Origin of the sequence: Paenibacillus dokdonensis, assembly GCF_004916975.1 — a bacterium.
Taxonomy (GTDB): domain Bacteria; phylum Bacillota; class Bacilli; order Paenibacillales; family Paenibacillaceae; genus Paenibacillus_AQ; species Paenibacillus_AQ dokdonensis.
The window spans coordinates 114,647-140,992 of sequence record NZ_STGQ01000001.1 but is presented as its reverse complement, the minus strand read 5'-3'; the positions used below and the strand labels follow the sequence as shown (position 1 = coordinate 140,992).

27 protein-coding genes and 1 other annotated feature are annotated in these 26,346 nt (G+C 50.6%); of the genes, 5 read left to right on the top strand and 22 right to left on the bottom strand.

Annotated elements, in window-relative coordinates:
• Window positions 1-143 precede the first annotated feature (143 nt).
• Window positions 144-2,093 (top strand): ABC-F family ATP-binding cassette domain-containing protein, encoded by a 1,950-nt coding sequence (locus E6W40_RS00745; protein WP_136603732.1) that lies wholly within the window; start codon window positions 144-146, stop codon window positions 2,091-2,093.
• A 483-nt stretch (window positions 2,094-2,576) separates the two neighbouring features.
• On the opposite strand, the gene E6W40_RS00740 is transcribed toward E6W40_RS00745, so the two are convergent.
• From E6W40_RS00740 to E6W40_RS00655, 17 genes are all read right to left on the bottom strand, one after another.
• Window positions 2,577-4,127 carry a 2-isopropylmalate synthase gene (locus E6W40_RS00740; RefSeq protein WP_136603731.1) on the bottom strand — a complete coding sequence of 517 codons (1,551 nt, stop codon included), beginning with the start codon at window positions 4,125-4,127 and terminating at the stop codon, window positions 2,577-2,579.
• A 274-nt stretch (window positions 4,128-4,401) separates the two neighbouring features.
• Window positions 4,402-4,684: a binding site (T-box leader), on the bottom strand.
• Window positions 4,685-5,104: 420 nt separating this feature from the next.
• Window positions 5,105-6,151: a tRNA (adenosine(37)-N6)-threonylcarbamoyltransferase complex transferase subunit TsaD gene (tsaD, locus tag E6W40_RS00730; protein WP_136603729.1), complete on the bottom strand. Its 1,047-nt coding sequence runs from the start codon at window positions 6,149-6,151 to the stop codon at window positions 5,105-5,107.
• Complete coding sequence (gene rimI / locus E6W40_RS00725; RefSeq protein WP_136606762.1) at window positions 6,151-6,669, bottom strand: ribosomal protein S18-alanine N-acetyltransferase; 519 nt, start codon at window positions 6,667-6,669, stop codon at window positions 6,151-6,153. The genes tsaD and rimI overlap by 1 nt, the downstream gene beginning before the upstream one ends.
• Before the next feature lie 20 nt (window positions 6,670-6,689).
• Window positions 6,690-7,460 (bottom strand): tRNA (adenosine(37)-N6)-threonylcarbamoyltransferase complex dimerization subunit type 1 TsaB, encoded by a 771-nt coding sequence (gene tsaB / locus E6W40_RS00720; RefSeq protein WP_136603728.1) that lies wholly within the window; start codon window positions 7,458-7,460, stop codon window positions 6,690-6,692.
• On the bottom strand, window positions 7,457-7,951 hold the full coding sequence (gene tsaE / locus E6W40_RS00715) for a tRNA (adenosine(37)-N6)-threonylcarbamoyltransferase complex ATPase subunit type 1 TsaE (RefSeq protein ID WP_136603727.1): 495 nt from the start codon (window positions 7,949-7,951) through the stop codon (window positions 7,457-7,459). Before tsaE ends, tsaB begins: the two co-directional genes overlap by 4 nt.
• A gap of 262 nt (window positions 7,952-8,213) precedes the next feature.
• On the bottom strand, window positions 8,214-8,849 hold the full coding sequence (locus E6W40_RS00710) for a hypothetical protein (protein ID WP_136603726.1): 636 nt from the start codon (window positions 8,847-8,849) through the stop codon (window positions 8,214-8,216).
• Between the two features lie 188 nt (window positions 8,850-9,037).
• Window positions 9,038-10,105, bottom strand: a complete 1,068-nt coding sequence (locus tag E6W40_RS00705; RefSeq protein WP_136603725.1) for an LLM class flavin-dependent oxidoreductase — start codon at window positions 10,103-10,105, stop codon at window positions 9,038-9,040.
• 149 nt (window positions 10,106-10,254) lie between these two features.
• A complete protein-coding gene (ssuE, locus tag E6W40_RS00700; RefSeq protein ID WP_136603724.1) occupies window positions 10,255-10,830 on the bottom strand; it encodes an NADPH-dependent FMN reductase in 576 nt (191 codons plus the stop codon).
• 13 nt (window positions 10,831-10,843) lie between these two features.
• On the bottom strand, window positions 10,844-12,172 hold the full coding sequence (locus E6W40_RS00695) for an LLM class flavin-dependent oxidoreductase (protein WP_136603723.1): 1,329 nt from the start codon (window positions 12,170-12,172) through the stop codon (window positions 10,844-10,846).
• Between the two features lie 78 nt (window positions 12,173-12,250).
• Window positions 12,251-12,718, bottom strand: a complete 468-nt coding sequence (locus E6W40_RS00690) for a DinB family protein (RefSeq protein WP_136603722.1) — start codon at window positions 12,716-12,718, stop codon at window positions 12,251-12,253.
• A gap of 12 nt (window positions 12,719-12,730) precedes the next feature.
• Window positions 12,731-13,897 carry an N-methyl-L-tryptophan oxidase gene (solA, locus tag E6W40_RS00685; protein WP_136603721.1) on the bottom strand — a complete coding sequence of 389 codons (1,167 nt, stop codon included), beginning with the start codon at window positions 13,895-13,897 and terminating at the stop codon, window positions 12,731-12,733.
• Entirely contained in the window at window positions 13,894-15,075 is a 1,182-nt protein-coding gene (locus tag E6W40_RS00680; RefSeq protein WP_136603720.1) for a M20 peptidase aminoacylase family protein, read from the bottom strand. The genes solA and E6W40_RS00680 overlap by 4 nt, the downstream gene beginning before the upstream one ends.
• A 37-nt stretch (window positions 15,076-15,112) precedes the next feature.
• Window positions 15,113-16,129, bottom strand: a complete 1,017-nt coding sequence (locus tag E6W40_RS00675; protein ID WP_136603719.1) for an LLM class flavin-dependent oxidoreductase — start codon at window positions 16,127-16,129, stop codon at window positions 15,113-15,115.
• A 12-nt stretch (window positions 16,130-16,141) separates the two neighbouring features.
• Window positions 16,142-16,978: an amino acid ABC transporter permease/ATP-binding protein gene (locus tag E6W40_RS29855; protein WP_136603718.1), complete on the bottom strand. Its 837-nt coding sequence runs from the start codon at window positions 16,976-16,978 to the stop codon at window positions 16,142-16,144.
• Window positions 16,975-17,760 carry an amino acid ABC transporter permease gene (locus tag E6W40_RS00665; protein WP_136603717.1) on the bottom strand — a complete coding sequence of 262 codons (786 nt, stop codon included), beginning with the start codon at window positions 17,758-17,760 and terminating at the stop codon, window positions 16,975-16,977. The genes E6W40_RS29855 and E6W40_RS00665 overlap by 4 nt, the downstream gene beginning before the upstream one ends.
• Before the next feature lie 37 nt (window positions 17,761-17,797).
• Window positions 17,798-18,640: a transporter substrate-binding domain-containing protein gene (locus E6W40_RS00660; RefSeq protein WP_136603716.1), complete on the bottom strand. Its 843-nt coding sequence runs from the start codon at window positions 18,638-18,640 to the stop codon at window positions 17,798-17,800.
• 126 nt (window positions 18,641-18,766) lie between these two features.
• The gene (locus E6W40_RS00655; protein WP_136603715.1) at window positions 18,767-19,645 is read right to left on the bottom strand and encodes a LysR family transcriptional regulator; all 879 of its coding nucleotides are present in this window, start codon (window positions 19,643-19,645) and stop codon (window positions 18,767-18,769) included.
• 263 nt (window positions 19,646-19,908) lie between these two features.
• Between E6W40_RS00655 and E6W40_RS00650 the strand changes: the two genes are divergently transcribed.
• Window positions 19,909-20,451, top strand: a complete 543-nt coding sequence (locus E6W40_RS00650) for a GNAT family N-acetyltransferase (RefSeq protein WP_136603714.1) — start codon at window positions 19,909-19,911, stop codon at window positions 20,449-20,451.
• A gap of 58 nt (window positions 20,452-20,509) precedes the next feature.
• Here E6W40_RS00650 and E6W40_RS00645 read toward each other — a convergent pair whose 3' ends face one another.
• The 4 genes from E6W40_RS00645 to E6W40_RS00630 all read right to left on the bottom strand — a co-directional run bounded on the left by E6W40_RS00645 (window position 20,510) and on the right by E6W40_RS00630 (window position 23,026).
• Complete coding sequence (locus E6W40_RS00645) at window positions 20,510-21,304, bottom strand: class I SAM-dependent methyltransferase (protein WP_136603713.1); 795 nt, start codon at window positions 21,302-21,304, stop codon at window positions 20,510-20,512.
• A 213-nt stretch (window positions 21,305-21,517) separates the two neighbouring features.
• Window positions 21,518-22,327, bottom strand: coding sequence for a phosphotransferase family protein (locus E6W40_RS00640; RefSeq protein ID WP_136603712.1), 810 nt, complete (start codon window positions 22,325-22,327; stop codon window positions 21,518-21,520).
• A 164-nt stretch (window positions 22,328-22,491) separates the two neighbouring features.
• Window positions 22,492-22,671: an H-type small acid-soluble spore protein gene (locus tag E6W40_RS00635; RefSeq protein ID WP_136603711.1), complete on the bottom strand. Its 180-nt coding sequence runs from the start codon at window positions 22,669-22,671 to the stop codon at window positions 22,492-22,494.
• A gap of 55 nt (window positions 22,672-22,726) precedes the next feature.
• A complete protein-coding gene (locus tag E6W40_RS00630; RefSeq protein ID WP_136603710.1) occupies window positions 22,727-23,026 on the bottom strand; it encodes a hypothetical protein in 300 nt (99 codons plus the stop codon).
• Between the two features lie 187 nt (window positions 23,027-23,213).
• Between E6W40_RS00630 and ku the strand changes: the two genes are divergently transcribed.
• Both ku and E6W40_RS00620 read left to right on the top strand, forming a co-directional pair.
• Window positions 23,214-24,134: a non-homologous end joining protein Ku gene (gene ku / locus E6W40_RS00625; RefSeq protein ID WP_136603709.1), complete on the top strand. Its 921-nt coding sequence runs from the start codon at window positions 23,214-23,216 to the stop codon at window positions 24,132-24,134.
• Between the two features lie 24 nt (window positions 24,135-24,158).
• Entirely contained in the window at window positions 24,159-25,100 is a 942-nt protein-coding gene (locus E6W40_RS00620) for an ATP-dependent DNA ligase (RefSeq protein WP_136603708.1), read from the top strand.
• 7 nt (window positions 25,101-25,107) lie between these two features.
• Here E6W40_RS00620 and E6W40_RS00615 read toward each other — a convergent pair whose 3' ends face one another.
• On the bottom strand, window positions 25,108-25,317 hold the full coding sequence (locus E6W40_RS00615) for an RNA polymerase sigma factor (protein WP_246072773.1): 210 nt from the start codon (window positions 25,315-25,317) through the stop codon (window positions 25,108-25,110).
• A gap of 101 nt (window positions 25,318-25,418) precedes the next feature.
• On the opposite strand from E6W40_RS00615, the gene ligD reads away from it, so the two are divergent.
• The gene (gene ligD / locus E6W40_RS00610) at window positions 25,419-26,309 is read left to right on the top strand and encodes a non-homologous end-joining DNA ligase (RefSeq protein WP_136603706.1); all 891 of its coding nucleotides are present in this window, start codon (window positions 25,419-25,421) and stop codon (window positions 26,307-26,309) included.
• The last annotated feature ends 37 nt before the right edge of the window (window positions 26,310-26,346 follow it).

Here is a 26,346-nt window from a genome sequence, read left to right as displayed (position 1 = left end):
GCCCTTCAAGTCGCGAATTCTTCGTATTTCATGTAAACTGGGATTATTAAGGTGATCAGAATTTATTCATTATATATCGACGGAATTGATTCAAGCTTCTTTATATTGATTTCAATTCCATATAGATGGAGGTTAATCAGCTCATGCTGCTTCAAGCAAGTGGAATCAGAAAATTATATGGAATAGAGCCCGTGCTCGAGGGAATCAATCTGCAGATTTTGGAAAGGGAGCGTGTCGGACTCGTTGGGGTCAATGGCGCCGGCAAATCCACCCTTCTACAGATTCTCGCAGGTGAAATCTCGTATGACGGCGGACAAATTTATAAATCCAAGGAAACCACGATCGGCTATCTCGCCCAGAACAGCGGTCTTCAATCTAACCGCACGATCTGGGAAGAAATGCTGGACGTATTTTCCCCTTTAATTGAAACAGAAAAAGAACTGCGTCTTCTCGAACAGCAAATCGCGGATCCTTCCCAAATGGATAATCCGAAAAAATATCAGGAACTGCTCGACCGTTACGCCATCCGTTCCGATTGGTTCAAGGACCATGGCGGTTACGAAATGGAGACCCGCATTCGCAGCGTCCTTCATGGCATGGGGTTCGGCAGCTTTGCTCCGGATACCCCGATATCCACTCTCAGTGGCGGTCAAAAAACACGCCTGGCTCTGGCGCGAATCCTGCTGCTGGCTCCAGATCTGCTCATGCTGGACGAACCGACCAACCATCTTGATATTGCGACTTTAACCTGGCTGGAGGATTACTTGCGGTCCTATTCCGGAGCCATACTGGTCGTTTCTCATGACCGCTACTTCCTGGATCGGCTTGTGACTACCATCGTTGAAATCGAGCGCCACCAATCGAAGCGTTACACCGGAAATTACAGCCGTTATATTGATCTTAAAGCTGCTGAATTTGAATCGGCAATGAAGCAGTACGAGAAACAGCAGGATGAAATTGCACGGCTGGAGGATTTTGTACAAAAAAACATCGTCCGGGCCTCTACCACCAAGCGGGCACAAAGCCGCCGGAAAGCCCTCGACAAGATGGATCGTTTGGACAAACCCATGGGGGATTTGAAAAAGGCCGTCTTTTCCTTTGGCGTGGAATATATGACCGGTAAAGATGTGCTGCAAGTTAAGGATCTCGCTGTTTCCTTCTCCCCTCCCAAGAGGCTGTTTTCAAAGGTATCATTTGATCTGCACCGCGGAGAAACCGTTGCCCTGATCGGTCCAAACGGTATCGGCAAATCGACGCTGCTTAAATGCCTGATCGGAAGCTTCCGGCAAGAGTCTGGATCGATCCATTGGGGAACGAAGGTTAAGCTTGGCTATTATGATCAGGAACAGACAAACCTGAATCCCGCCAATACGGTATTGGAGGAGCTATGGAGCGAGTATCCGCATATGGAAGAAGCCAGGATCCGTACTGTGCTGGGTAACTTCCTGTTCAGCGGTGAGGATGTTCTGAAAAAAATCGCTGCGCTCAGCGGCGGCGAAAAAGCGCGTGTCGCACTCGCCAAGCTGATGCTGCTGGAAGCCAACATGCTAATTCTTGACGAACCTACCAACCATCTCGATCTATACAGCAAAGAGGTGCTCGAGTCCGCACTGATTGATTACGAGGGGACCCTTCTGTTCATCTCGCATGACCGTTATTTTCTCAATAAAATGGCCGAACGGATCATCGAGCTTCATCCGCAAGGCGTTGAGCATTTCCTGGGGAATTATGACGATTATACCGCCAAAAAGCAGGAACTTGAGGAATTGACACAGGAGGCGCTTGAAGCTGCAGGCGGCAGTGTGTCGAAACCAGAGAATTCTGCCGATGCAGCCGAGAAAGCGGGCGTCAACTCCTTTGAAGCCGACAAGCAGGCGAAACGCGAGGAACGAAACCGCCAACGCAGACTTGCCGCATTGGAGGAACAAATTCAAGAGCTGGAAAGCACCATCGCTGAACTTGAAACTGAAATGACTAAGCCAGAGGTATTCCAGGATTACATGGCCCTGCAAAAGCATCAGCAGGATCAAGAGGCCAAGAAAACACAGCTTGATGAGATCTTCGCCGAATGGGAGACGCTCGTTAGCGATTAATCCGGACTTTGGTCTTGCAATATAGGTCTTTGAGATCAAGAAAACGTATTTTGTCAAATTCACAAAACTTTTTTAATTTCAAAGGAAAATGTTTGTACACAATCTTATCCACATAAAAAGTGCATAACTTAGTCAAGAAAATGGCCCTTTGGGCCATTTTTTATTGAATAAATTAAGTTTTTTTGCATCATCCACTTTTATCCACCAAATTATCCACATTATCCACAGTTTTTGCTTCGTGAAAATGAAAACACTATCCCCGTTTTCAAAACCCTTATAAACCAACGGATTGCGCATTAAACATGATTTTGTACACAAATTTGGTTGAATATGTGGATAACATTGTCCACATCTTGACAAAAAGAATGTCGAATGCTGTAAGAATAGCAGTTCTTGACCTCCCGATCTTCCCATAAAAAAAGGCCCGTACTTTCACTCAAGTAACGGGCACTACGGCTGCCGTAATGCAGAAGCTGCTTATGATTAATTAACTTGCAGCGGCTTTCCCTCATCCTCTGCTGACAAAACGGCGCTGTTACAGGCTGCTACATACGCCAGACCGGCTGCCATGACAATATCATGGTGTACGGCTGTCCCCCGGTAGGTTTTTCCCTTCCGTTCAACACTGACCGCTGCTTCGGCATGGGCATCCTCGCCACCGCTTAAGGAGTGCAGCTCAAGATCACCAAATGTAATCTCTGCGTCAATACCTTGGCTGATCGCTGCAATAACCGCTTCAAGCGGTCCATTACCCATGCTCGAGTGCGAGGTCTCCCGGTTCTCATGAAGATGACGCAGAGTCACTGCCGCCACACGGTTGGAAGCACTGCCCGCCACGACCTGAACATCTCCCAGCTCATATACTTGAGTGGGTTTGCCCAGCGATTGGCTGACCATCTGCAGCAGCTGATTATCACTGACCACTTTCAATTGATCTGCCGCTTCTTTAAATACATTGTAGAACTGATTCAGCTCTTCACCTTGGATTTCAATGCCATAACGGGCCAGACGGTCACGAAGAGCATGACGGCCGGAATGCTTGCCCAGAATAATCATGCTGCGTGGAATTCCCATTTTCTCCGGATTCATAATTTCGTAAGTACTTCGGTCTTTCAGCAGACCATCCTGGTGGATACCGGATTCATGCTGGAAGGCGTTGCGGCCAACGATAGGCTTGTTATACGCCATCGGAAAATGCATAGCCCCGCTGATCATCCGGGAAGTTTCATATAGCTTTTCGATTGCGATTCCTGTCGTATAGCCCAGTGCGTCGCCTCTCGTCTCCAGCGCCATGACCAGCTCCTCCAAGGCAGCATTGCCCGTTCGTTCGCCAATTCCGTTTACGGTCACTTCCACCTGGGATGCTCCATTTTGAATGGCAGCCAGACTGTTAGCCACAGCAAGACCCAAGTCATTATGGCAGTGAGCGCTGTACTGAACGGACTTGCCTCCTCTGGCTTCATCGCGGACACGGCGGAACATGTCTCCATATTCCTGCGGCAGCGCGTAGCCAACCGTATCCGGAAGATTGATGATCGAGGCTCCCTCTTCGATCGCGACCTCCACCATTTCGATCAGATCCTCGATTCGTGTACGTGTCGCATCCATAGCCGTAAATTCAACGACATCCGAGAATTGTCTGGCGTAAGCTGTCATCTCGCGTGCAAGGGCTACGGCCTCCTTGCGTGTTTTTCGCATTTGATGCTGCAGGTGAATATCCGAGGATGAAATAAACAGATGGATACGCCGGCGCGCAGCATCCTGGGTTGCTTTAACGGCAGATTCAATATCCCCTTTGACCGCACGGGCGAAGCCGCAGATCTCTACCTGCTGGAACCGGCGTGAGATTTCCTGTACCGCGGCAAACTCACCCGGGCTCGAAATGGGAAAACCAGGTTCAATGACGTCGATCCCCAGCTCAATCAGCTTGGATGCCAAAGCAATCTTTTGCTCCGGTTTAATGCTTGCACCTGGCGCCTGTTCTCCGTCTCTCAGTGTGGTATCGAAGATTTGAATTCTTGATTTATCGGTCATGGGAAAGTCCTCCTTGGATTATCTTTTTTATATATTCGGTTCGGAATAGCAATACTACTTAATTCTTGGCTTCAAGCCTACTGACCGCTGCGATAACTGCCGATCCGCCTGCTACTTAATTCTATGCCGAAAAAACATTTCTTTTAGGAAACCACACGTCGACTTGCGGCTTCCTGTTGACCCACCCACTGCTGCCGGCAGCAAGGCTGTATGCCTTCAGTTCATGTCATATCCCTGTCCGCACACAAACCAAAAAGCCCGCCATCTCTTGTAAACAAGAGACGACAGGCTTTACACCCTCCGCGGTACCACTCTTTTTGGTGCTTCCATGTCCTTGCCGGAATGAAAACACCCTCCTCGAGCTCCACATCATTATACTTCTGATCATGGAGCATCCCTGTAACGGGGGCCAGCCGTAATGCGGTGTACTCGGAAAAAATTCCGTTTCCACCGCTCCGCTTCCGGGCGAGATTCGAAGGATCTGTCACTGCGTCGCACCACCCCGCAGCTCTCTTTAGATCAGAATTCCTTTTACTGCTCCCGTTCATCGCGTTTCGTATATGAAATCATCATTGTTGTTTTGGAATACAAAAAAGCCTGCCATCTCTTGTCATTCAAGAGACGACAGGCTGTTCACCTTCGCGGTACCACTCTTGTTGCTCCTCTTCATCCATGGCGGAATCCAAGAAACCCCTCAATAGCCTCTTATCGGTGGCTGACCGTAGCAGTATACTATCCGGTTGCAAAACCGGTCCGGAAAATGAATATCCGGTATTTCCACTGCTCCGCTTCCAGGCGAGTTGCAGGTTCCTTTGACTGCGTTGCACCATCCCGCAGCTCTCTAATATCCCGGATTCCTACTGCTCCTGTTCATTGCGTTACAACATATCCATTTGGAATTTGAACTGATTATAAAGTTTAAGGCAAATGCTGTCAATAGGTAATTCTAAAAAGAGGCTTCCCTTTTCGGAAATCATTTATTCCTGCACTGACCAGTCTTCCAGCGAAAATTGCGGCATCGCCTTGATATCGAGGGCCGTAAATTTTTGTTCCTTCCACTTCAAATAGGCTGCGGCACCAATCATGGCCGCATTATCCGTACAATACTCGAACGGTGGAATGATCAAAGGAATGCCCTCCTTTTGACACTGCTGGTCCAGCTCTCTGCGCAAACCCCGGTTGGCGGCAACGCCTCCGCAAAGCAGCAGCTGTTTCGCGCCGTAGGCCTTGACTGCCCGGATGGCCTTCGTGGTAAGCACCTCAACGACAGACTCCTGGAATCCGCGGGCAATGGCCCCCTCCATCGGTGATTCTCCGCGCATTTTGCGCTGATTGACAACATTGAGTACCGCGGATTTTAATCCGCTGAAGCTGAAGTCGTAAGAATCCGGTTCAAGCCACACACGCGGAAGATCAATCGCTTCATCTGACTCCAGTGCCAGGCGGTCCACATGCGGTCCGCCTGGATAGGGAAAGCCAATAGCACGGGCGACTTTGTCGTAAGCCTCGCCCACAGCATCGTCACGAGTACGGCCTATGACCTCGAAGCTGCCCTCAGACTTCATGTACACCAGATCCGTATGCCCTCCGGAAACGACCAGCGCCATGCACGGATACTCAATATCCGCCACCAGACGGTTGGCATAAATATGCCCGGCAATATGGTGTGTACCGATCAGCGGCTTATTCAGCGCCATGGCCAGACTGGTAGCAGCAACCACGCCGACCAGCAAAGCCCCGACTAGGCCCGGTCCCTGTGTGACGGCCACTGCCGAAATATCCTGAAGGCGGATGCCTGCCTTGTTCATGGCTTCTTCCAGCATCAGCGTAATATTCTCAACATGCTTACGTGAGGCGACCTCCGGCACAACACCGCCAAAGGCTTTATGGGTTTCAATCTGGCTGGCGATCAGATTGCTGAGCACCTCCTTGCCGTCCTTCACAACAGCAACGGAAGTCTCATCACAGCTTGTCTCCACCGCCAGTATATAGCAGGTTTCATGTTCATTTTGAAATTCACTCATCAGTATGCTTCGCTTCCTTCCTCACTGCCATAAGCGCTGCCGCGTTCAGGCAGATCCGCCCACATAATCATGGCATCCTCCTGGTTGTCCGAATAATAACCCTTGCGGAGCCCGGCAGGCTTAAATCCCAACTTCCGATATAAATTTTGCGCTACTTCATTGGTGACCCTGACCTCAAGCGTCATCCGCTGCATCCCCAGCTGAGCTGCGGTTTTCATGAGTTCACGCAGAAGGCGTTCCCCCCATTTGCGTCCGCGGAATGCCTCCAGAATAGCGATATTGGTCACATGCGCTTCGTCGATGACAGTCCACATTCCCGCATAACCGACCGCCTGACCCAGATACTGCATAATCATATAACGTGCAAAATGGTTCTGGGTCAGTTCGTTTCGAAATGCATCCTCCGTCCATGGCAGCGTAAAGGCTTCATGCTCGATTACCATTACATCCGGAATATCCTCCAGCGCCATTTGTCTGAAGGTCAGGCCTTCATTATTCAAGTACAACTCCTGCTCCATGACGTTATGACAGACTCCCTTCACGGCTTCCGCAGGAGCTTCTCAGCTTCCGCCAGCTGTGTATAATTCGGCACTAAACGGTGCACGTCATCGATTTCTCCACGCATTAGATGCTGCGCTCCCAGCCGTCCCACCGGTTCACCCTCCATATCACATCCTGTAATATGAAGCCGGTCCCCGAGCATCGGACGCAGACGTTCTGCTGCAGCTTCTAGATTCCCGATCTCCCCTACAAACCAGATGCCCTCCGGCTTCTCTTCCTCAGGCGTCTCGGTCCATAGATGTTCAATTTCTTCCACCCAATGATCCATCAGGCGGATCGCATCCTCATGATGGCGGACAGGCATGTGATCCCCATTAGCCTGAAACAGTGCCGTATAGGCTTGCCCTCTTCTGGCATCCACTAAAGGAACCACCCAATTCTTGCCGGTGCCTCTCTCCGCAGCGCTCAGAAGTCCGCTCCATGCCAATGCATGCAGACTGGAAATACCGGCAACCGGAATATTCCAGGTCCAGGCCAGCGTTTTGGCAGCCGTAACGGCAATGCGCGTGCCCGTATAAGAGCCGGGACCGATGCCCACCGCAATACCGTTCAGATCGCTTGATGCCACACCGGCTTCCGCCAATCCCTTTTGAACAAGGGGCAGCAGGTGAACCGAGTGATTCCGCTCCCCTGCGGCTTTAATGGTATGCAGTACTTTATCATTTTCCATAACCGCCAAAGCAAGACATGCCGTGGACGTATCCAACGCCAAAAACCGCTTAAGCGGCTGTGATTGTGGTTGATTCATTCTGTAAAGACCCCATTCTGTATCAGACTTCTGCACCACTCTTCATAAGGCTCTCCGTAACCCTGCACCGTAATTCTCCGCTCGGTTGGACCGGTGGTTTCAAGTTGTAGATGCAGATGCGGCTCCGGCAGCAGCTCTCCCACGATCTGTGACCATTCCACGAGGCTTACCCCGCTGCCGTAAAAATATTCGTCGAGCCCCAGGTCCTCCGCCTCTTCAAGCGACACCCGGTACACGTCCATATGATAGAAAGGCAGCCGCCCCTCGTATTCTTTAATAATCGTGAACGTGGGGCTATTAACGATCGCCTTCACGCCTAAATGCTTGGCAAATGATTGTGAAAATGCCGTTTTCCCTGCTCCCAAATCTCCGTCCAGACCGATAACGGTACCAGGTCCTGCCGCTTTCGCCAGCCACGCTGCGAGTGCTTCCGTATCCTGAGGACTATGGGAGGTATATACAAACGGTTTCCCGTTTTGAACCTGTTTCAATGCCTTGACCCACCTTCGCCTTCAGCTTCAATTCCATGCTATAACTTGTCCTTAATTATATCGGTCTCCTCCCGCTCCCGCAAGGATAGTCCGAGAGACCTGCTGATTCGAATTCATTCTACAATTTTTCATGGGAGCGGTAATATTCCGCCAGCTCTGACACCATCTGTGCAAGACGTTCATTAAGTTCAGCCGGTTCACATATCCGGATGGCTGGGCCATATGACAAGAGAAGTACAAAGCGCAAGATTCGCTTCCGTTTTCATTTTAATGTATCTTCCCTTGCCATAGTACCTGTATGGAGAGGCTTGCCGTTTAGCTGCTGCGTACTCAACACATCGCCCTCCGCAGACAACGCATGTAATGTAAAATCCATTCCTAGTGACTCATCAACAAATAAGTACCATATTCTCAAATCCTTGCCGGCATCAATCATCACCGCAGTCTCCGTTGTTGCTGTCTTGGCGTCCGTCACCGTCACCGATGCAATATCCGGATTCACGACAGCACCGAAGAGCAAGGGAAATGGCGTTTCATCCTCACCCGGCAACCACTGCACCGACCACTGCGCATCCAGCCGCTCCTGCTCTGCCATAGCCTCATCTGTCTCCATCATAGTGTGCCCGCCGCCAGTAACCCACCTCCAGCCCATCAGAGCCCGGCTTGTATAATCCACGGAAATTACAGGTCTTGGATTGCGTCGATGGATATAACGGAGATAAAAGACAACATCCCCGTCCCCCTTCTTTTGTTCTTGGACAACTTCAATAGGTTCATCCAAGTTTCTTGCTTTTTCAATCGCCTGAACCGCTGTCCTGTAGGTCCCATCTATAAAAAAGATATAAAAAAAGGCCAAACCGGCAGTCACAATGGCGATGGACAAGATCATTTTTTTCATAACCCTACCTCTGTCAATGGAAGAATAATATTCTTATATTACAAAATATTGTAACCCAGCGACAGCTAGAGTGCATCTATCCGTTCCCGCTCAACATAAAAAAACCGCCAAGCGGCAGCGCAGGACAGTCTTTGCAGACATCTGTGGCTTGTAACCGTTTGGCGGCTTTTTAAAATGCATGGTTTAGTTTACCGCATTTCTTCCTTTACGATAACGGGTGGCTTTTCCCAAACCTTGCTTGGGATTTCCCGCTTCAGGACAGGAAGCAATTCCTCGGCAAAACGCTGCAGCTGCTCCTGCTGCTCCGTCTCCGTCAGACCGTCAACGCTGATACTCAGCACCTGATGGCCGAAGGCTTCGTGATAGTTCAGGATCTTCTCGACGACCTGCTCTGGACTGCCAATCAGTGCCGGACCATTCGCGATCGTATCCTCCAGACTTACAAACGGTGACTGGTTATGCTTAGCCGACTCTGTGGCACTAAACGCATGATAGTAAGGTTTGAAGCGGCGGATCGCCTCCTCAGTCGTATTTCCCAGGTAAAGACTCCCTGAGCCCGCTCCCACTACAGCCTGGGACGGATCATGCCCGTAATAGGCCAGTCGTTCACGGTAATGATCGATGAGCGCTTTGTACTTCGCCTGCGGATGAAAGGAATTCGAGGAAAAGATAGGCTCCCCAAACTGTGCCGCAAGCTCCGTCGACAGGGTGCTTGACGCGCTGCCATGCCAAATCGGTATGGATGACTGATACGTTCTTGGAAAGGTTGTCACCTGGTTTAGCGGTGAACGATAGCGCCCTTCCCAGTTGACGTTTTCCTCCGTCCAAAGCCTCTTTAACAGCCGGTAACGTTCAGCCATGGAATCCCATTGCTCTTCCTCCGTAATGCCGAAGAGCGGATAATGCCGTGGATCATTGCCCTTTCCGATGTTCATTTCCAGTCGTCCCCCGGACAGGTGATCAAGAGTTGCGTAATCCTCGGCAACACGCACCGGATCCAGGACGCTCAGCACCGTAACCGTGGTCAACAGACGAATGCGGGAGGTTCTGGCCGCAATGGCAGTCAATACGATGGGTGGTGAGGAGGATAAGAAAGGAGCCCCATGCCTCTCTCCCACACCATAGGCATCAAAGCCAAGCTTTTCGGCGAGAACTGCCTGGTTGATGACATTTTGAAATTTTTGCTGCGACGTCCAGGACTCCCCAGTTACGGCATTGGGGAGATTCATCATTAAACTGAACAATGCCACTTTCATGATATGGAGCCTCCTTTGATTGATTCTGATGAAATAGGGTCATGAATGTCAGAATGATCCACCCTTATTTTGCAGCACAAAAACCGCGATCCCGCTGGATCGTGGTCTTGTTCAAGAGATGGCAAGTGGAATGCTTCAGACTTCAGACTTCAAACTGCCGCCTGCTCCTCTCTCTCGTTGCTGGAAACAGGGATATAATGCTCAAGTTCATGCTCAAGCTCGTTCAGAGCCGTGTCCAAACGCTCCTTCAGCTGCTCGGCAAGCTCAAATCCCCCATGTTCCGTGCGGCTGATCCAATGGTCTACAGCAAACACCCCTCCGAGTATATTCGTGCCTCCAAGCGCGGACACAACTGGCTTCAAGGCATAGTCCACGGCGAGCAGATGTGCAATCGTCCCTCCGATAAAGAGAGGCAGCACCACTTTCCCTTGAAACCCCTTTTGGGGTATAAGATCGAGAACGGTCTTCAATGCGCCTGAGTACGAGGCCTTAAAAACGGGACTGGCAATAATGACTGCGTCTGCCTGCTCCACGCTGGCAAGTGCCTGCTGAATGACAGGGCTGTTAAAGTCTGCGCGGAGAAGATCCTCAGCCGGAAGTTCAGCAGCTGAAATCAAATCGATGTCAAAGCCGGATCGAGCCAGACGATCTGCAGCGTATTGGGTCATTCCAAATAATCGGGACCCGTGTGTCGGACTTCCTACGATTAAAGCAATTCTTCTCATCACAATCTCCTCCTTATGGTTGAACCGCTAACTTGGCATAACGGTTCTCCGGAACCGATAATCCAAGATTGCCCCGCAGCGTATCGCTCTCATAATCTGTTCTGAAAATGCCCCGCTTCTGCAAAATAGGCACCACCTGATCCACGAAATCCTCAAGCCCATGCGGCACGGAGGCTGTAAGCATGAATCCGTCAGCCGCTCCGGCCTCGAACCATTCCTGGATGCGGTCTGCCACCTGCTCCGCTGTACCGATAAAGTTCCCGCGCGGCGTAGCAGATTGGATTGCGACTTGTCTAAGCGTTAAGCCTTTTTCCTTCGCATCCTTCTTGATTTTATCTGTACCGCTCTGGAAGCTGTTTTTGCCCAGATCGCCAAGCTCCGGAAACGGTTCATCGAGCGGATACTGCGAGAAGTCATGATGCTCGAAGAATCTGCCCAGGTAATTGAGCGCATTCTCAATCGTCACCAGACTGGCAACGTCCTGATATTTGCGTTCCGCTTCTTCCTCGGTGCTGCCAATGATGGGTCCGATGCCAGGGCAGATCAATACTTCATTCGGATTCCGGCCAAAGTCGGCGGCACGAGCCTTCACATCCTGTGCAAAACGTATGGCTTCTTCGAGATTCTCGGCTCCCGTGAAAATAGCATCCGCTTCTTTCGAAGCATAATTTTTACCAACCTCGGATGCGCCTGCCTGGAAAATTACCGGCTGCCCTTGCTTGGATCTGGCGATATTCAGCGGTCCTTTCACCGAGAAAAATTCACCCTCATGATTTAGCTCATGCATTTTCTCTGGATCAAAGAACACACCTGTCTCCTTATTCCGGACAAACGCATCATCCTCCCATGAATCCCATAAGCCGCGTGCAACTTCCAGATACTCGGTCGCGATCCGGTAACGTTTGTCATGTTCCGGATGCTCCTTTTTACTGTAGTTCAGCGCGGAGCCTTCCAGCGGAGAAGTGACAATGTTCCAGCCGGCGCGGCCGCCGCTGATGACGTCAAGTGAGCCGAACTGACGGGAGACCGTAAACGGTTCGCTGTACGAAGTGGATAAGGTGCCGACAAGGCCGATGTTTTTGCTGACAGCAGCAAGCGCACTCAGGATGGTGATCGGTTCGAAGCGGTTCAAAAAGTGGGGAATGGATTTCTCGTTAATATACAATCCGTCTGCAATAAAAATGAGATCCAGCTTGCCCTCCTCGGCCTTTTGAACCCAGCTCTTGTAAAGTTCAAAATTCACACTCGCGCCCGGATCGCTGTCCGGATGCCTCCATAATGAAGTTCCTCCGCCAACTCCATGCAGGAGAGCCCCAAGCTTTAACTGTTTTGGCTTTGCCATGTTTAACATCCTCCTTATCTGAAATGCTCCATTTAGAAAGCTTAATTTGGAAAACCGATATGTTAAGCCGTCCGTGCTTTATACCGCAACAGCAGCCTCTTTAATGCGTTCAATTTGACCAAGATGCCCCTTAACATGTTTGGAAAATCCTTGTATGATGGTCTTGACACTTACGGTCTCACCTTTAAAATTGACACCGGTCTTCGCCAATTCTTCCTCGCTCAAACGCCCCACCAGTAGGCTGTTATATTCCAAGATCGCATGGAAGGCATCCAGGATGTCCGAGAGCTGTCCTTCGTTCGAGTGTTGACCGCTGACCCAGGCATCCTGGTTAAAGGCTGGCAGCTGTGCCGTTGCAGCAGCAAGGATATCGCGAATCCGAAACGAAATGACAAAGCTGTGATCGACGAGATGTGAGACCACCTCCTGGACGCTCCATACCTCCGGCGCCTGCTTCCACTTCACCTGCTCCTCACTTAGTCCGTCTATGGCCGTCAGCAGCTGTCCATGGGTATTTAAAAAAGCATCTAAATTAACCTCACTCATGTTATCTCCTCCTTATGCGAAGCTTGGTTCAGGTGATGCCTGCTGTTCAAAACGCGATAACGAAAACGGACGGATGTCATGCTGCGGCTGTTCATCCATGACAAGCTGCGAGCATATTTCGCCGACCACGCTCGAAAATTTGAAACCATGTCCCGAGAACCCCCCTGCCACAAGGATATTCGGATATTGCGGATGCCGGTCTATAATGAAATCCTCATCCGGCGAAAGCTCATATTTGCAAACTGCGCCTTTGGTGAGCCGGCCAGCAGCTCCCGGCATATACTTCTCCAGTACGCTACGCAGCTCCCCTTCATCTTCCTGTAAGCTGCCGAAGGGCAGAACTGGGTTCCCCGGCTTCCAACCAAGTCCGGCATCATGCCGGCCGATCTTAAGACCAGCGCCTCCGATATCCGGAAAACCGTAATATCCGCCTTCCTGAGTGTTGAGTGTAAATCCGGGGAATCTTCCCGTTTGAAAATCGGGAGTACTCGTCTCGAACCATCCAACCACTTTACGGACAGCTCTGACCGGGAGTGAAACAAACGGGGCAAGCGTGCTGAACCATGCTCCAGCGGTCAGAATTGCGCACGACCCATGATACTTACCATTCCGGGTGTGGATAATCACGCTGCCCTTCCGGGCCGTAATGCCGGTGACCGCAGTATGTGTCAGCAGCTCCGCTCCGTGAAACAGCGCCAGCGCCCTATAAGCCTGGATACACGCCTCACTCCGCAAATAACCGGCGGCAGGCTCATACATGGCTTCGAAATGCTCCGGAATATCAAGGCCAGGCCAGCGTCTGCGCATTTCTGCAGCATCCAGCTTTTCCGCTTGAACCCCATGCTTGGCTGCTTCTACGATACGCTTGGACAAGGAATACAGATCCGGATCAGTTATATTGAGAACCCCTGACTGCACCAGCAGGTGAGTTTCCGTTAAATCTTCCACTTCATTCCACAGCTGGTGGGCACGGATAGCCATGTCTGTATAGACTGGATGACCGCTATAGGCATGCCGGATCAGCCTTGGTTCACCATGATGGCTTCCCTCTTGGTGCGGCGGATCAAACGCATCAATCAGCAGTGTGCGCACGCCCGCTCTGGCGAGATAATATCCGGCGCTCATCCCCATGGAGCCTGCTCCGACGATAATGACATCATAGCTCTTGATGGATGTTATGACCGCTCACCCCCACTGGGATGCAGACGATTTAATGCGCGTTCAGCCAGATCCGTGAAGAAACGGATGCTGACCGGAATCGCAGCCTCATCGAGCGTAAAGGCCGGGTGATGCCACTCCTGCGTTCCCGCCGTTCCCATAAAAACGAATAGCCCCGGGATGCTTCGCTGGTATACCGCAAAGTCTTCGCCGGCCGGCGAAGGTACCGGTACCACCGCTTGCAGTCCGGCAGCGGCAGCAGCCTCACGCCCCAGCTCCGCGAGCGTCTCATCGTTATGGACTGGAGGGGGGCCTTCGATCCAGCAGACACCGGCACGGGTACCCAATCCAGTGCTCACTCCTTCAACCACTTGGCTGAAGCGCTCCAGCACCTGCAGCCGTACCTGATCGTCGAAGGTCCGGATCGTTCCTTCCAGTACGGCCCTTTCTGGAATAACATTCCAGGCTGTTCCGCTGTGAAGTTGGGTCACACTGATCACCGCGCTTTGCAGAGCACTTACATTCCGGCTCACAATGGATTGAAGTGCCGTAATGACATGGGCTGCAGTTATGATCGGATCGAGTCCCGCTTCAGGAACGGCCGCATGGGAGCCTTTGCCGTCAATCTCCACGACAAAGCCGTCTGCAGCAGCCATCAGCGGACCACTTTTAATGCCGATCGTCCCCACAGGCAGATCCGGCTTATTGTGCATGCCGAATATCGCCTGCACCCCTTCGAGCGCTCCACTGTCAATGACCTGCTTCGCTCCCTTGGCCTTCTCTTCAGCCGGCTGAAATATCAGTCTGATGGTGCCTTGCAGTTCACTCTCGCGCGCTTTCAAGGCATACGCTGTTCCAAGCAAGGCCGCGGTATGAAAATCATGCCCGCAGGCATGCATTTTTCCTGTAATCGTTGATGCGAAGGCGAGACCCGTCTCTTCCTGGATCGGCAGTGCGTCGATATCCGCGCGCAGCGCAATAACTGGGCCTTCCTGGAGACCTCCGACCTCAGCGATTACGCCTGTTGCCAAAGGATAATCAAGAATCCGGATATTACCTTCCTCCAGCCAACTGCGAATAGACTTCGTCGTTTCGAATTCCTCATTCGACAGCTCCGGATATCGATGCAAATGCCTGCGGATTTGAATGAATTTTTCATGAGCAATTTCGGATACGGACTCCAGTTGATGACCAGTCATCACATCATCCTCCTTCACATTTTTTTTGAACGAAGCCTCATACCTCCGCTGCCGCACCAACCAATGCTTCACTCAACAGTTCAAATGACCGGAGACGTTTTTCGAATGGGGCGATATTGCTGGTTACGATGAACTCATCCACACCGGATGCCTTATGAAGTGCCTCAAGCTTCTCACGCACGGACGCTTTGGTACCCTTCGTGATAATAGGCTCCTGTTCTGCAATCGTATAATCCTCATTTGCCTGCCGGCCAAATTCCTCCGCCTGCTCGCGAGTGCCGAGCGTCAGCGTCTTTCCACTGGCCAGATGAATTTTCACCAGCTTCTGTGCCCCTGCAAGGTTAGCAGCCTCCTCTTCGGTATCCGCGACAGCAACGGCGAGCGCGATGATGACCTGTGACTGAGTGCCATGTTCTGGGTTAAATGTATTGCGGTAGCTGCGGATTGCTTCCAGCGCCACCTCTTCATCCCCATTGATAAATAAGGAAAATACATATGGAAGGCCCAGCCCGGCTGCAATTTCCGCGCTCCCCACGCTGGCGCCGAGAACATAGAGCTCAGGCGGGTTCTCCGGAAGCGGCGCTGCTTTCAGCCCGGCCAGTGGATGTTCCGGTTCCAGACGGTTATGCACAAATTGGTCCAGCTCCACGATTTTGTCCGTCAAAGATGCCGACTCCTGAATGCCGCGTTGCAGCGCCTGCGTACTGCGCGGCAAACCTCCCGGCGCACGCCCGATCCCGAGGTCCACACGTCCTGGAGCCAAGGAAGCTAATACGTTAAAATTCTCAGCTACCTTATATGGGCTGTAATGCTGCAGCATCACACCTCCTGAACCGATACGGATCGTTTCCGTCTTTGCCAGCAGATAGGAGATCAATACTTCAGGCGAGGAGCCTGCCAACTGCTCGGAATCATGATGCTCCGACACCCAGAACCGCCGGAATCCCAGCTGCTCCGATTTTTGCGCCAGCAATACCGTGCGCGCCAGTGCTTCTGCTCCTGTCTCTCCCGGATAGATCGGACTTTGATCAAGAACGCTTATTGTAATCGCCATACCCTTTGCCTCCTAAATGCTATAGTTAAGTTCAGGTGTAATCCGCTTCAAAAACTGCTTCGTCCGCTCTTCACGGGGGTTGTTGAACAGTTCCGCCGGCGTTCCTTCTTCCACGATCACGCCGCCGTCCATGAATACCACATGGTTCGCGACATCCCGCGCAAAGCCCATTTCATGGGTGACAACGATCATCGTAATGCCTTCCTTCGCGATTTTACGAATCACGGCAAGCACTTCGCCCACCAGCTCCGGGTCCAATGCCGATGTCGGTTCATCGAAAAGAGTCACTTCCGGCTCCAGCGCCAGTGCGCGGGCAATCCCCACACGCTGCTGCTGACCACCGGAGACGATGACCGAATTGGACAGATTCGGAAGGCTGACCGCCAGCGCCTGGGGAAAAATAATTCGGCGTAGCGCCTGCGGTGTCGTCATGCCTATCGAATAAGCGGCTTCCAGCTGACCACGGTTCACCGCGAGCAGACCGGAACGGATCACTTCTGCCATATAGGCGCCCGCTGTGATTGAAAAGGATATGAAGGCGAAGCCGATCATCGGAATAGAGGATGATTTGAATCCCCATCCCAGCTGTGAGGACAATGCATCCAGCAGCATCGGCAGACCGAAATAGATAAGGAGTAGATGGGTAAGCATTGGAGTTCCCCGGATAAAGGTGACGTAGCCGGACGCAATCTGGCCCAGTACCGGGATTTTATAAATTCGCAGCAGCGCGGTGATCAACCCGATGACAAAGCCGGCGGTAACAGACACTGCTGTAATGACAAGCGTGGTAGGAATTGCAGACAGCAGCTGAACCAAAGCCGTCCAGATAAAGGATGGATCGATTTTCATAGGTCAGCTCCTCCTTTGCCCGAACCGATGCTGGCAACCATGCGCCGATAGGAGCGTTTTCTTTGAATCCGAAACCTTCTCTGCCCTGCCGGGTCAGGCTGCTCATGTCTCAACAAGCGGCGTTCTAGGGTCAAAAGCAGCTTCTCGAGCGTAAAGCTGACCGCCAGATAGATGAGTGCAAGCGAGATATAAGCTTCAACAAAATGCTGCGTGAGAGAACCCAGTGTATCCGCCTTGCCCGTCATCTCCATCACTCCAAGAGTGAAGGCAAGTGACGTGTCCTTCAGCAGAGCAATGACCAGATTGGAGAAGACCGGAACCGCTATCGCCAGCGCCTGAGGCAGCACAATCCGGGTAAATGCCTGATGCCCCTTCATGCCCATGGCATAAGCCGCCTCGACCTGTCCCCGGTCCACCGCCGTTACCGAAGCGCGGATCGTTTCCGACATAAAAGCACCGGTATGAAGGCCATAGGTCAAGATGACGAATACCAGCACCGGAGCTCTGGATATATCGATATGCACCAGTTTCAGGATTTCGGGAAGACCATAGTAGAATAGAAACAGCTGGATCAAAATCGGAGTTCCCCGAAAAAAAGAAACATACACTCTGGCCAGCGTATTCACTACCGGAATCCTGTATAGGCGGGGAAGGGCGATGAGAAACCCCAGGATGATCCCCACCAGAAGCGAACCTGCTACGATCAGCAGCGTAATTCCCAGCGTCGATAACAGCTTTGGAAAATAACTGAATATATAAGTAAAATCAAACGGCGCCCCCATGAGCTTCCTCCTCCCTACCCTAGGTCATGCATGCAGTCTATTTCTTGGAATCGGCGGTGAAATCCGAACCCAGCCACTGTTTGCTCAGATTGCCCAGCGTACCGTCTGCTTTCAGTTCCTTGATCGCACCGTCGATGTCATCCGCCAGCTTCTGCTCCTCCGGATCATCTTTACGGAATACAAAGAGGATATCCGCTTCCAAGAGATCATCCCCCGTTGTTTTCAGCTTGCCCTGCGGGTCAATCAGCGGAAGTGAGAAGTCTGCACCGATCGTGGCTTCCACGCGTCCGGTCGTAATCTGATTCACCGAATCCTTGGCCGCGCCGCTTTGATAGACGATGTTGATGGCATTGTTATTTTTCTTGTTATAGTTCTCCAGGATTTGAGCCTCGGCACTTGTTGCGCCGGTCAAAACCTTCTTGCCTTTCAAATCATCCAGTGATTGTATGGAATTATTGTCCTTGCCAACAATGATCTTGTTTCTCCAGTGGGCGTAAGGCTCTTTATTAAATAAATACTTTTGCTCGCGTTCTGGATTTTTTTCCATCTCGTGTGCAACAAAGTCAATTTTCTTCGTCTCCAGACTGAGGAGGAGATTAGCGAATTCCTGGGTTTGCAGCTCGAACTCATACTGTGGAAGACGCTTATCAATTTCCTTGACAAGCTCCACGTCAAAGCCGGTCAGCTTACCGTTCTCGTCGATAAAGCAGATTTTCGGAAAGGCTGTACCTGTGCCCACCACGATCTTTTTCACGGTTCCCGCTGACGCATTGGCAGTTCCTTCTTTGGCTTGATCGGCTGACTTTTCGGCACCCGATCCGCATCCGGCAATTACCCCCGTGAGCAGTAATGCAGCAGCCATTGTCCATGATTTACGCATGATCTCATCCCCCTTTCGATCCAAATTGATAATTCCCATCTGTTTAGTATGAATTTGATGTTACTAACTTTACCGCGAATTACAGCACGCGTCTAATAGAGTTTTTCTATTCATATATCCAAATCCTTAATTCAGTACCCTTCCGCCCGATTCGAGCAGCGCTTCAGCGAATTCCGTGTGCTCTCCGTTTAATGTAATCAGGTTGGTTTGCAGGGCGATGCCCATCGTTTCGGTAATATCGACGGGGACAAGCAGGCCCGCCTCTACTTCCTGCTGCACACAGAGCCCGGGGAGAAAGCAAATTCCAGCCCGGCGCATGACAAGCTTCTTGGCCGTTTCGGAGTTATCCACCTGGAACACGATGTTAGGGGGCTGCTCCAAGCTTTCGAATACCCGATAGATCCGCATCCAATCAAGGGAGCCGCACTCAAAGAAAATAAGTGACTCATGGCGGATATCGCGAATTGATGCCCTCCCTGCAGCAGCTAACGGATGCTCCTTATATACATACAAACGGATCGGATCTTCGAAGAAAGGATAGGACTGAAATGCGGGATTCATCAGTTTTCGTACAAACGCCAGATCCAGTTCCCTGGAAGACAGCTTGGCAGCGAGCTCATCTGTAGGAGCGGTCGTAATTTTGAATTTAATATCCGTAAATCTTTCACTCAGCCGCATAAGCAAGTGAGGCATTAAGTAATTCGATACAGACACGGTGCAGCCAATCCGCAGTTCATTGGGTGTAGCGCGCTTGGAATGGATGTGATGCTTGCCTTTTTGGTAGGTCTGGAGGATTTGCTGAGCATAGGGGAGAAACTGTTTGCCTTTTTCGGTGAGATTGATCTGTTTGCCAAACCGGTCGAAGAGTCTGCAATCCAGCTCGCGTTCAAGCGACTGGATTCGTGCAGTAACGGTGGGCTGGGACAAGAAGAGCACATCTGCTGCCTTATTAAAGCTCCCATAATGATTGATGTAAACGAAAGCTTCAATATTTTCAATATTCAATACATACACCCCCAATTACATACTATCCATATAAAAATAGACGGTTTTAAAGCAGTAACTTATAAATTATTCTAATCTCACCCATTTCTTTAGTTCAATTTATACAGTTGGAATTTTATTGTCAATGATTATTTAGATCAATCCTGTATAATTGAATTTTTCAATAACGATATCAATATTTGTTAATTCCTATATGTTTACTTTGTTTTTGGAGTTATACTGAATAAACAAATTTGATGAAACGATGAAAAGGAGTGACCGTGATGACCACAGCACAAGAAATTATGATCCGCGATGCGGAGGAATTTGAGCAGGAGGCCATAGCGCATGTCATGCTCGAAGCCTATCAGCAGTATGCCTTCGACCTTCCGGAGCCACGTTGGGAGGAATACCGTAATTCCATCCGTGACTCCGTATATGGCAGCGGTCCTCATGCCCGCATCGTTGCCGAGCTGGACGGTGAAATTGTTGGAAGTGTGCAGCTGTTTCTCTCCTCCGAGGCCGCGTATGGTAAGCCTGAAATGGGCTTACAATCGCCAATTATCCGGCTTCTTGCCGTGTCTCCTACAGTCCGCGGACGAGGAATAGCCACGGATCTGATCAAGGAGGCTGCGCGCAGATCCGTTCAGTTAGGTGCATCCACCCTAAATTTGCATACATCGGACATGATGGCCTCTGCCGTACAGTTATACGAACGTCTTGGCTTCAAGCGCGCTTATGAGACGGATACCCGGAACGGAGAAACGCTTGTAAAAGGATATCAGCTCGATTTGAGCTCAACTTCCCTGCTCGAACGGGTTGTATAACAATGAAATAAGGCGGTGCCGAAGCTCTACAGCTGGCACCGCCTTTTCATGTATTGTGCTATGAACCGATCCTCTCAGCAACAATAGTAAATGTCTTGGGAATCCCCTTGTCATATACTTCAGAGGAAAGATTGGGCATTTCTTCGAGAGACATAATACGGAGACCTGATTCTGCCACGGCAGTCACAATTTCTCCGAGCGTCCATTTACGCAAATAGACCGTATTCGTACTGCTATTCTCCCCGTTGTTCAAATACTTTTGAAAGGATACGTCACTTGCCTCCAAGGATGTGCTGAAATAATCTCCCGTCACTTTATGCTTTCTGATCTTCGCCGTCGTCCCTGAGGAGGATATGAGCTTCGTAGAAATAGGATGGAAATCCTGAACCACCAATCTGCCTCCTGGTTTCAACAGCCTTGCTGCGCAATCAAAAAGAGGCTTCAAATCCTTAAAATAATGCAGAATTCCGTTTTCCATGAAAACCGCATCATAGGACAAAAGAAATTCCTCTTCCGGAAGCTGCAGCACATCCGATAACACATATCGCAGTTCAACCCCCGCAGCACGGGCTAACTCCTCTGCATACTGCTGATTTTCATAAGAAAAATCAGCAACGGTTACCTTGGCTCCAAGTAAGGCTAACGCAACGCCTTTTATCCCATTGGAGCCCATCAGGTTCATTATGCTTTTACCCTGAACCTGCTCTTCAAAATATTTGTATAGATGTTGAATGCTTTTGACCGGATTGTCCTTTAGCCGTTCGGCTGCCTGCTCGGGCGTACCAAAGCGGTTTACCCATGCCGAGTAAGCCCCGCCATTCCATGCTTCTCTGTTCGATTCGCGCGCTTCCATTGTTCCTCCAAGGTTAATAAAAATGTGGGCTGTTTCTTGCAAATCACCAATGGTCCGCCCTCTATGAACATCATTTGATGGGTATATTGTATGTTATGCCCATTTATTTTAACGCAAAAATCGACAAACAGAAAAGAAGTTTTTTCACGGAGGCCAAGCAGGCCACCCTTGAAAAATCTTCAGGTGACCAACTTTTTTGGAGTATTTTACAGACTATTCAGGGGCAATCGCCTGCGCCCGAATCAGCTTCAGGAGCTGCTCCTTCTCTTGCGGCGGAATCCATTCCACGAGGCGTGCCGCAGCGACCGGAACCATCCAGCGTTCAATCTGCTCATGTGAGATATCGGTTAGTTTCATATATTCCTGCAAATACTCTACCGTCAGCTGCTCCCGAATGCGGGCAAACAGCTCCTGAACGGGAGGTGGCAGCTCTTCTGGCAGTGTTCCCGTTCTAAGCAAAAGCAAAGTTCTTGCGACATCAGCGGCTGGACTTCCGCTCATCGCCGTCATCCAGTCAATGATCCACTCCTTATGTCCCAGCATAATATTATCCGGATGATAGTCTCCATGGCAGAGCAAGGAGTCGTCCTCCAGCAAATCTATCCTAGCAATAATCCTGCCCTTCTCTTCTTCCGTTAAAAAAGGCGCCTCTGTAATCTGATCGGCCAACATAGCCTTTTGACGGGGAAGTCCATCCACTTTTCTCTTATGTATCTCCGCATGAAGCCGCGCCATGCGCCCCGCTTCCTCTTTTATAATCCCAGGATCCCGGAAAATGGCTGCCAGCATGGTCAATCCGTCTGCCTCTTCATAAACAATGCCCATGCGTCCGTTATGTTCTTTCAGCTCAAAAGGCTCGGGTACCCGAAGCCCAGACGCATGCACTTCCCGGCTGACACGGAACTCCTGCTCTACGGCCCTCAACGGGAACCCCTCCCGAAAGAGCTTCAATACCCGCTGTGGTTCATAGGCCAGCAGTTCCGCTGTTCGTCCAGAAGCAATAATCCCCTCACTCTTGTTCATCTTCCCTTCTCCTCCTCCAAGGTAACAACAATAGCTGATCTTACAATAATTGTAATCGAAATCGGAATAATCTTGAAGAAATTATAATATAACCCCTCGACTTATAATCATAAAAAAGCCCGTCAGCTCCTTTTATGGGCAACGGGCCTTCTTCATATGATAATCTATCCTTCCTCCAACCGCTCCACATTGACGGTTTGGGTGTTGGTCGGCCTTGCGCCCACCTGTACGGTAGCCATACCGTTCACTTCATCCACATTTTCAATCCAGACGGGTTCCCCTTCGAGCTTTACAGCAATGTTGGTTGTGTCCTTATAGATCTCAAGCGCGCGTTTAACGTCCATCACCATCGAACCTCTCTTTTATTCATAGTAGAATTACCAGACCCGATTTCTCTGTTTACTTGTCACCTGATTCGCCGTCATGCGGCTCCGGAACCATCGAATCCGTCGTACTGTCACCGATATATCCGTTATCCGCCGTAATTTCTCCGCCGCCAAGTCCTTCATTTACCATCCGGTCGATATCAAACATATGGCTCTCATGAGATACCTGCTCAGGTGCTGTCATGCTTTCCCAATCCACATCGTTCCCATTGATAAAGCTGGCAGCTTCCATATTGTTGGACACTTTTTCATAGCGCTTTAACGCCGCTTTATTAAAATCCTCATGCAGGTCTTCATCCTGATTTTTCCGCATTCTCTTTTGCCTCCTGCCCGTAAAAATGGTCTGCATTGTTCTTAGCATGCCCTTTTCAGGAAAAAAGCATGTAAAAACAGCGAATCATCCTTCATTTCTTCTATTCAAATGTCATAGATTGGGCAAAAAATAGGCATACTGTTAGGAATAGAATGAATACAAAAAAATAAAAAAGGAGCGGCTGAATATGCATACGGTTTGGAAAGGCGCCATCAGCTTCGGGCTGGTTCATGTGCCTGTCAAAATGTTTTCGGCGACGGAAGATAAAGATATCTCCATGAGATATGTGCATAAGGAGTGCGGCAGTCCCCTGTCCTATGTCCGCAAATGTCCGGTGTGCGAGAAGGAGGTTGAGTGGGAGGAGATTTCCAAGGGATATGAGTACGAAAAGGGAAAATTCGTCCTGTTTGAAAAGGAAGAACTCGAGCAAATCACGGATCAGGCGAATAAATCGATTGCCATCCTCGATTTTGTGGATTTGACGGAGATCGATCCCATTTATTTTCAGAAAACATATTACTTAGCGCCCGATCAGGCTGGCGGTAACGCTTATCAGCTTCTGAAGGAAGCTATGCAGCAGAGTGGTAAAATCGGCATCGCCAAAATATCCATCCGCTCCAAAAGCTCCCTCGCGGCCATTCGCGTGCTGGAGAACTGCCTTGCTATTGAAACCATGTTCTATCCCGATGAGATCCGTCCGGTGACGCAGGTTCCGAACTTACCTGAAAATGTGACCGTGAATGAGAAAGAACTCGGCATGGCCCAAATGCTGATTGACCAGCTGTCCGAGTCTTTTAATCCCGGGAAATATACCGATGATTATCGCGCGCGGCTGCTCGAGCTGATCGAGCATAAAGTCACGGGTGAAGAGATCAAGATCGCGCCTGCCAAGCAGGAAACGAATGTGATCGACCTGATGGCCGCCTTGCAGGCCAGTATCGAAGCCTCCCGGCCGGCAAGTGTGGTTACCGATCCGGGCAAGCCTAAGAAAGCTGCCAAGCCCAAAGCCAAGACGGCAGCAGCCGCAGATGACAAGCAGGCCGCGGGCGCTGAAGCTCCTAAGCCGAAACGCCGCAAGACGGCCAAGAAAAATGAAACCGTCTCCTAACCGTAAGCCAGGGAGATCCTGCCTATGAAGCTGCGTCCGGTTAAACCATTCGAGCCAATCATGACGAATATTCTTCCTTCGGGAGGACGCTTGATCGCTCAGATCAAGTGGGATGGCGTGCGCATGTTGGTTTACCATGACAGCGAGGGTACGGAGCTCATCAACCGCAAAGGCAATAACCGCACACGTCAGTATCCCGAGCTCATGGACACGGCTGCCTATTGCCAGGCGGACTCCTTTATACTGGACGGTGAGATTATCGCCTTGGTCGATGGCGTGCCTTCGTTTCATCAAGTGATGAAGCGGGACAGCCTGCGACAAGAGCAGCAAATCCGCGCCCGTGTGCAGCAGGTCCCGATCGTATATATGGTATTCGATATCCTGTACTTCAACGGGGAATCCGTCACGAATAAGCCCTTGCATGAACGTCAGGCACTGCTGGCTCAGGTTCTGATCCCAAGCCCGATGGTACAGGCTGTTCCGAGCTATCCGGATATTTCCCTGCTGCATGAAATATCCAAACAGCATCAGCTCGAGGGCATTGTCATCAAAGACTTGGACAGCGTATATGCTGTCGGCGGCAAGGATAAGCGCTGGCAAAAGCGAAAAAACATTCTCGATCTCAATGCCGTGGTTGGCGGCGTCACCTACCGGGACGGTCTGGTGAACGCGCTGCTGCTCGGCCTTTATGATGAAGAAGGCAAGCTAATCTATATTGGGCATGCCGGAACCGGCAAGCTGACAGTGGCAGACTGGCGGAGAATTACGGAGGAGGCTGCCACCATGCTGTTAAAGGACAGGCCATTCACTAATCAGTCGGAACGTCAAAAAGGGGCGGTATGGATCCGCCCCGAGTGGGTCGTAAAGGTGAACTTTCTTGAATGGACGCCCGGAGGCACGCTGCGCCAACCGAGCATACAGGCCTTCGTGAATTCTGCTCCAGAGGACTGTAAGTTGGATCAATGAGATGCAATCATATGCTCAGCGAGCTGTACGAAATCCTGTTTGGGTGAACGCATTTGCCTTCTTCCTCCGATGCCGTCATCATGCTTTTGAGCTTTATTTTGGTTCTGCTATATATCTTTTTGACTGCTTCTTCGCTTTTATTCAACAACTCTCCGATTTCATCAAATGGTTTATCTTCGAAAATCCGGAGCACCAGCAGGCAGGTGTCCTCATCCATTTCTTTGGCACCTCCCTCTCTATGGATGAGGTTTAAATAGGTAGAACAACCGGGCTGTCCCAAGCGGGACATCTATCGACAAATTTTTCGGAGGTATTTTTATGCCGCGTACCGTGAAAGGCTCCATAATCATTGAAGGCCATGCCATTCCTATCACCAATCCGGATAAGCCGCTATGGCCCGAAATGGGCATCACCAAGGCGATGTATCTGCAAAAGCTGGCTGCGCTCGCGCCTTATCTGCTGCGCTACTGCCAGAATCGGCTGCTCACAACGATCCGATATCCGCATGGGGTACCCGGTGAATTCTTTTATCAAAAAAATGCTCCAGAACCGCGTCCGCCTTATGTGCATACTGCCGAGCAGGACGGCATTCACTATATTGTGCTGAACGGTCTGCCTGAGCTGCTGTGGCTTGGCAATCTTGCAGCACTCGAGTTCCATCCATCCCTTCATTACGCCGGAAGCACCTTGCCGTGTGAGTGGATGATCGATCTGGATCCCTCACGGGAAGTCGAGCCGCGTATTATGGAAGCCGCATCCATCGTCGGTAATGTGCTTCATTCGCTGGGAATTGATTCGGTGCCCAAAACATCGGGAGCTACAGGCGTGCAAATCATCGTTCCCATCCATGAGGGGATTACTTTCGATGAGCTTAGGGTCATTGGACTTTTTGTAGGAAGGTTTGTCACCGAAAAGCATCCGGATCTGTTCACGCTGGAGCGTCTAAAGAAAAACCGCGGCGACAGAATCTATTTTGATTACCTTCAACATTATCAGGGTAAAACCCTTGCGGCACCCTACACCCCCCGCGCCAGACCCGGCGCTACCGTATCTACTCCGCTCCACTGGGATGAGGTTGAGAGCAATGTGTCACCGCTGGATTTTCACCTGCTGAATATCGAAGAACGGCTCCAAGCGACTGGTGACCTGATCGCCGCCCTTCCACCGCAGCCGCTAGAGCAAGTTATAAGCCATTTGAACACCAAATAACCCCGTTATGCGGGGATCCTCCGAGGTCCATCCATGT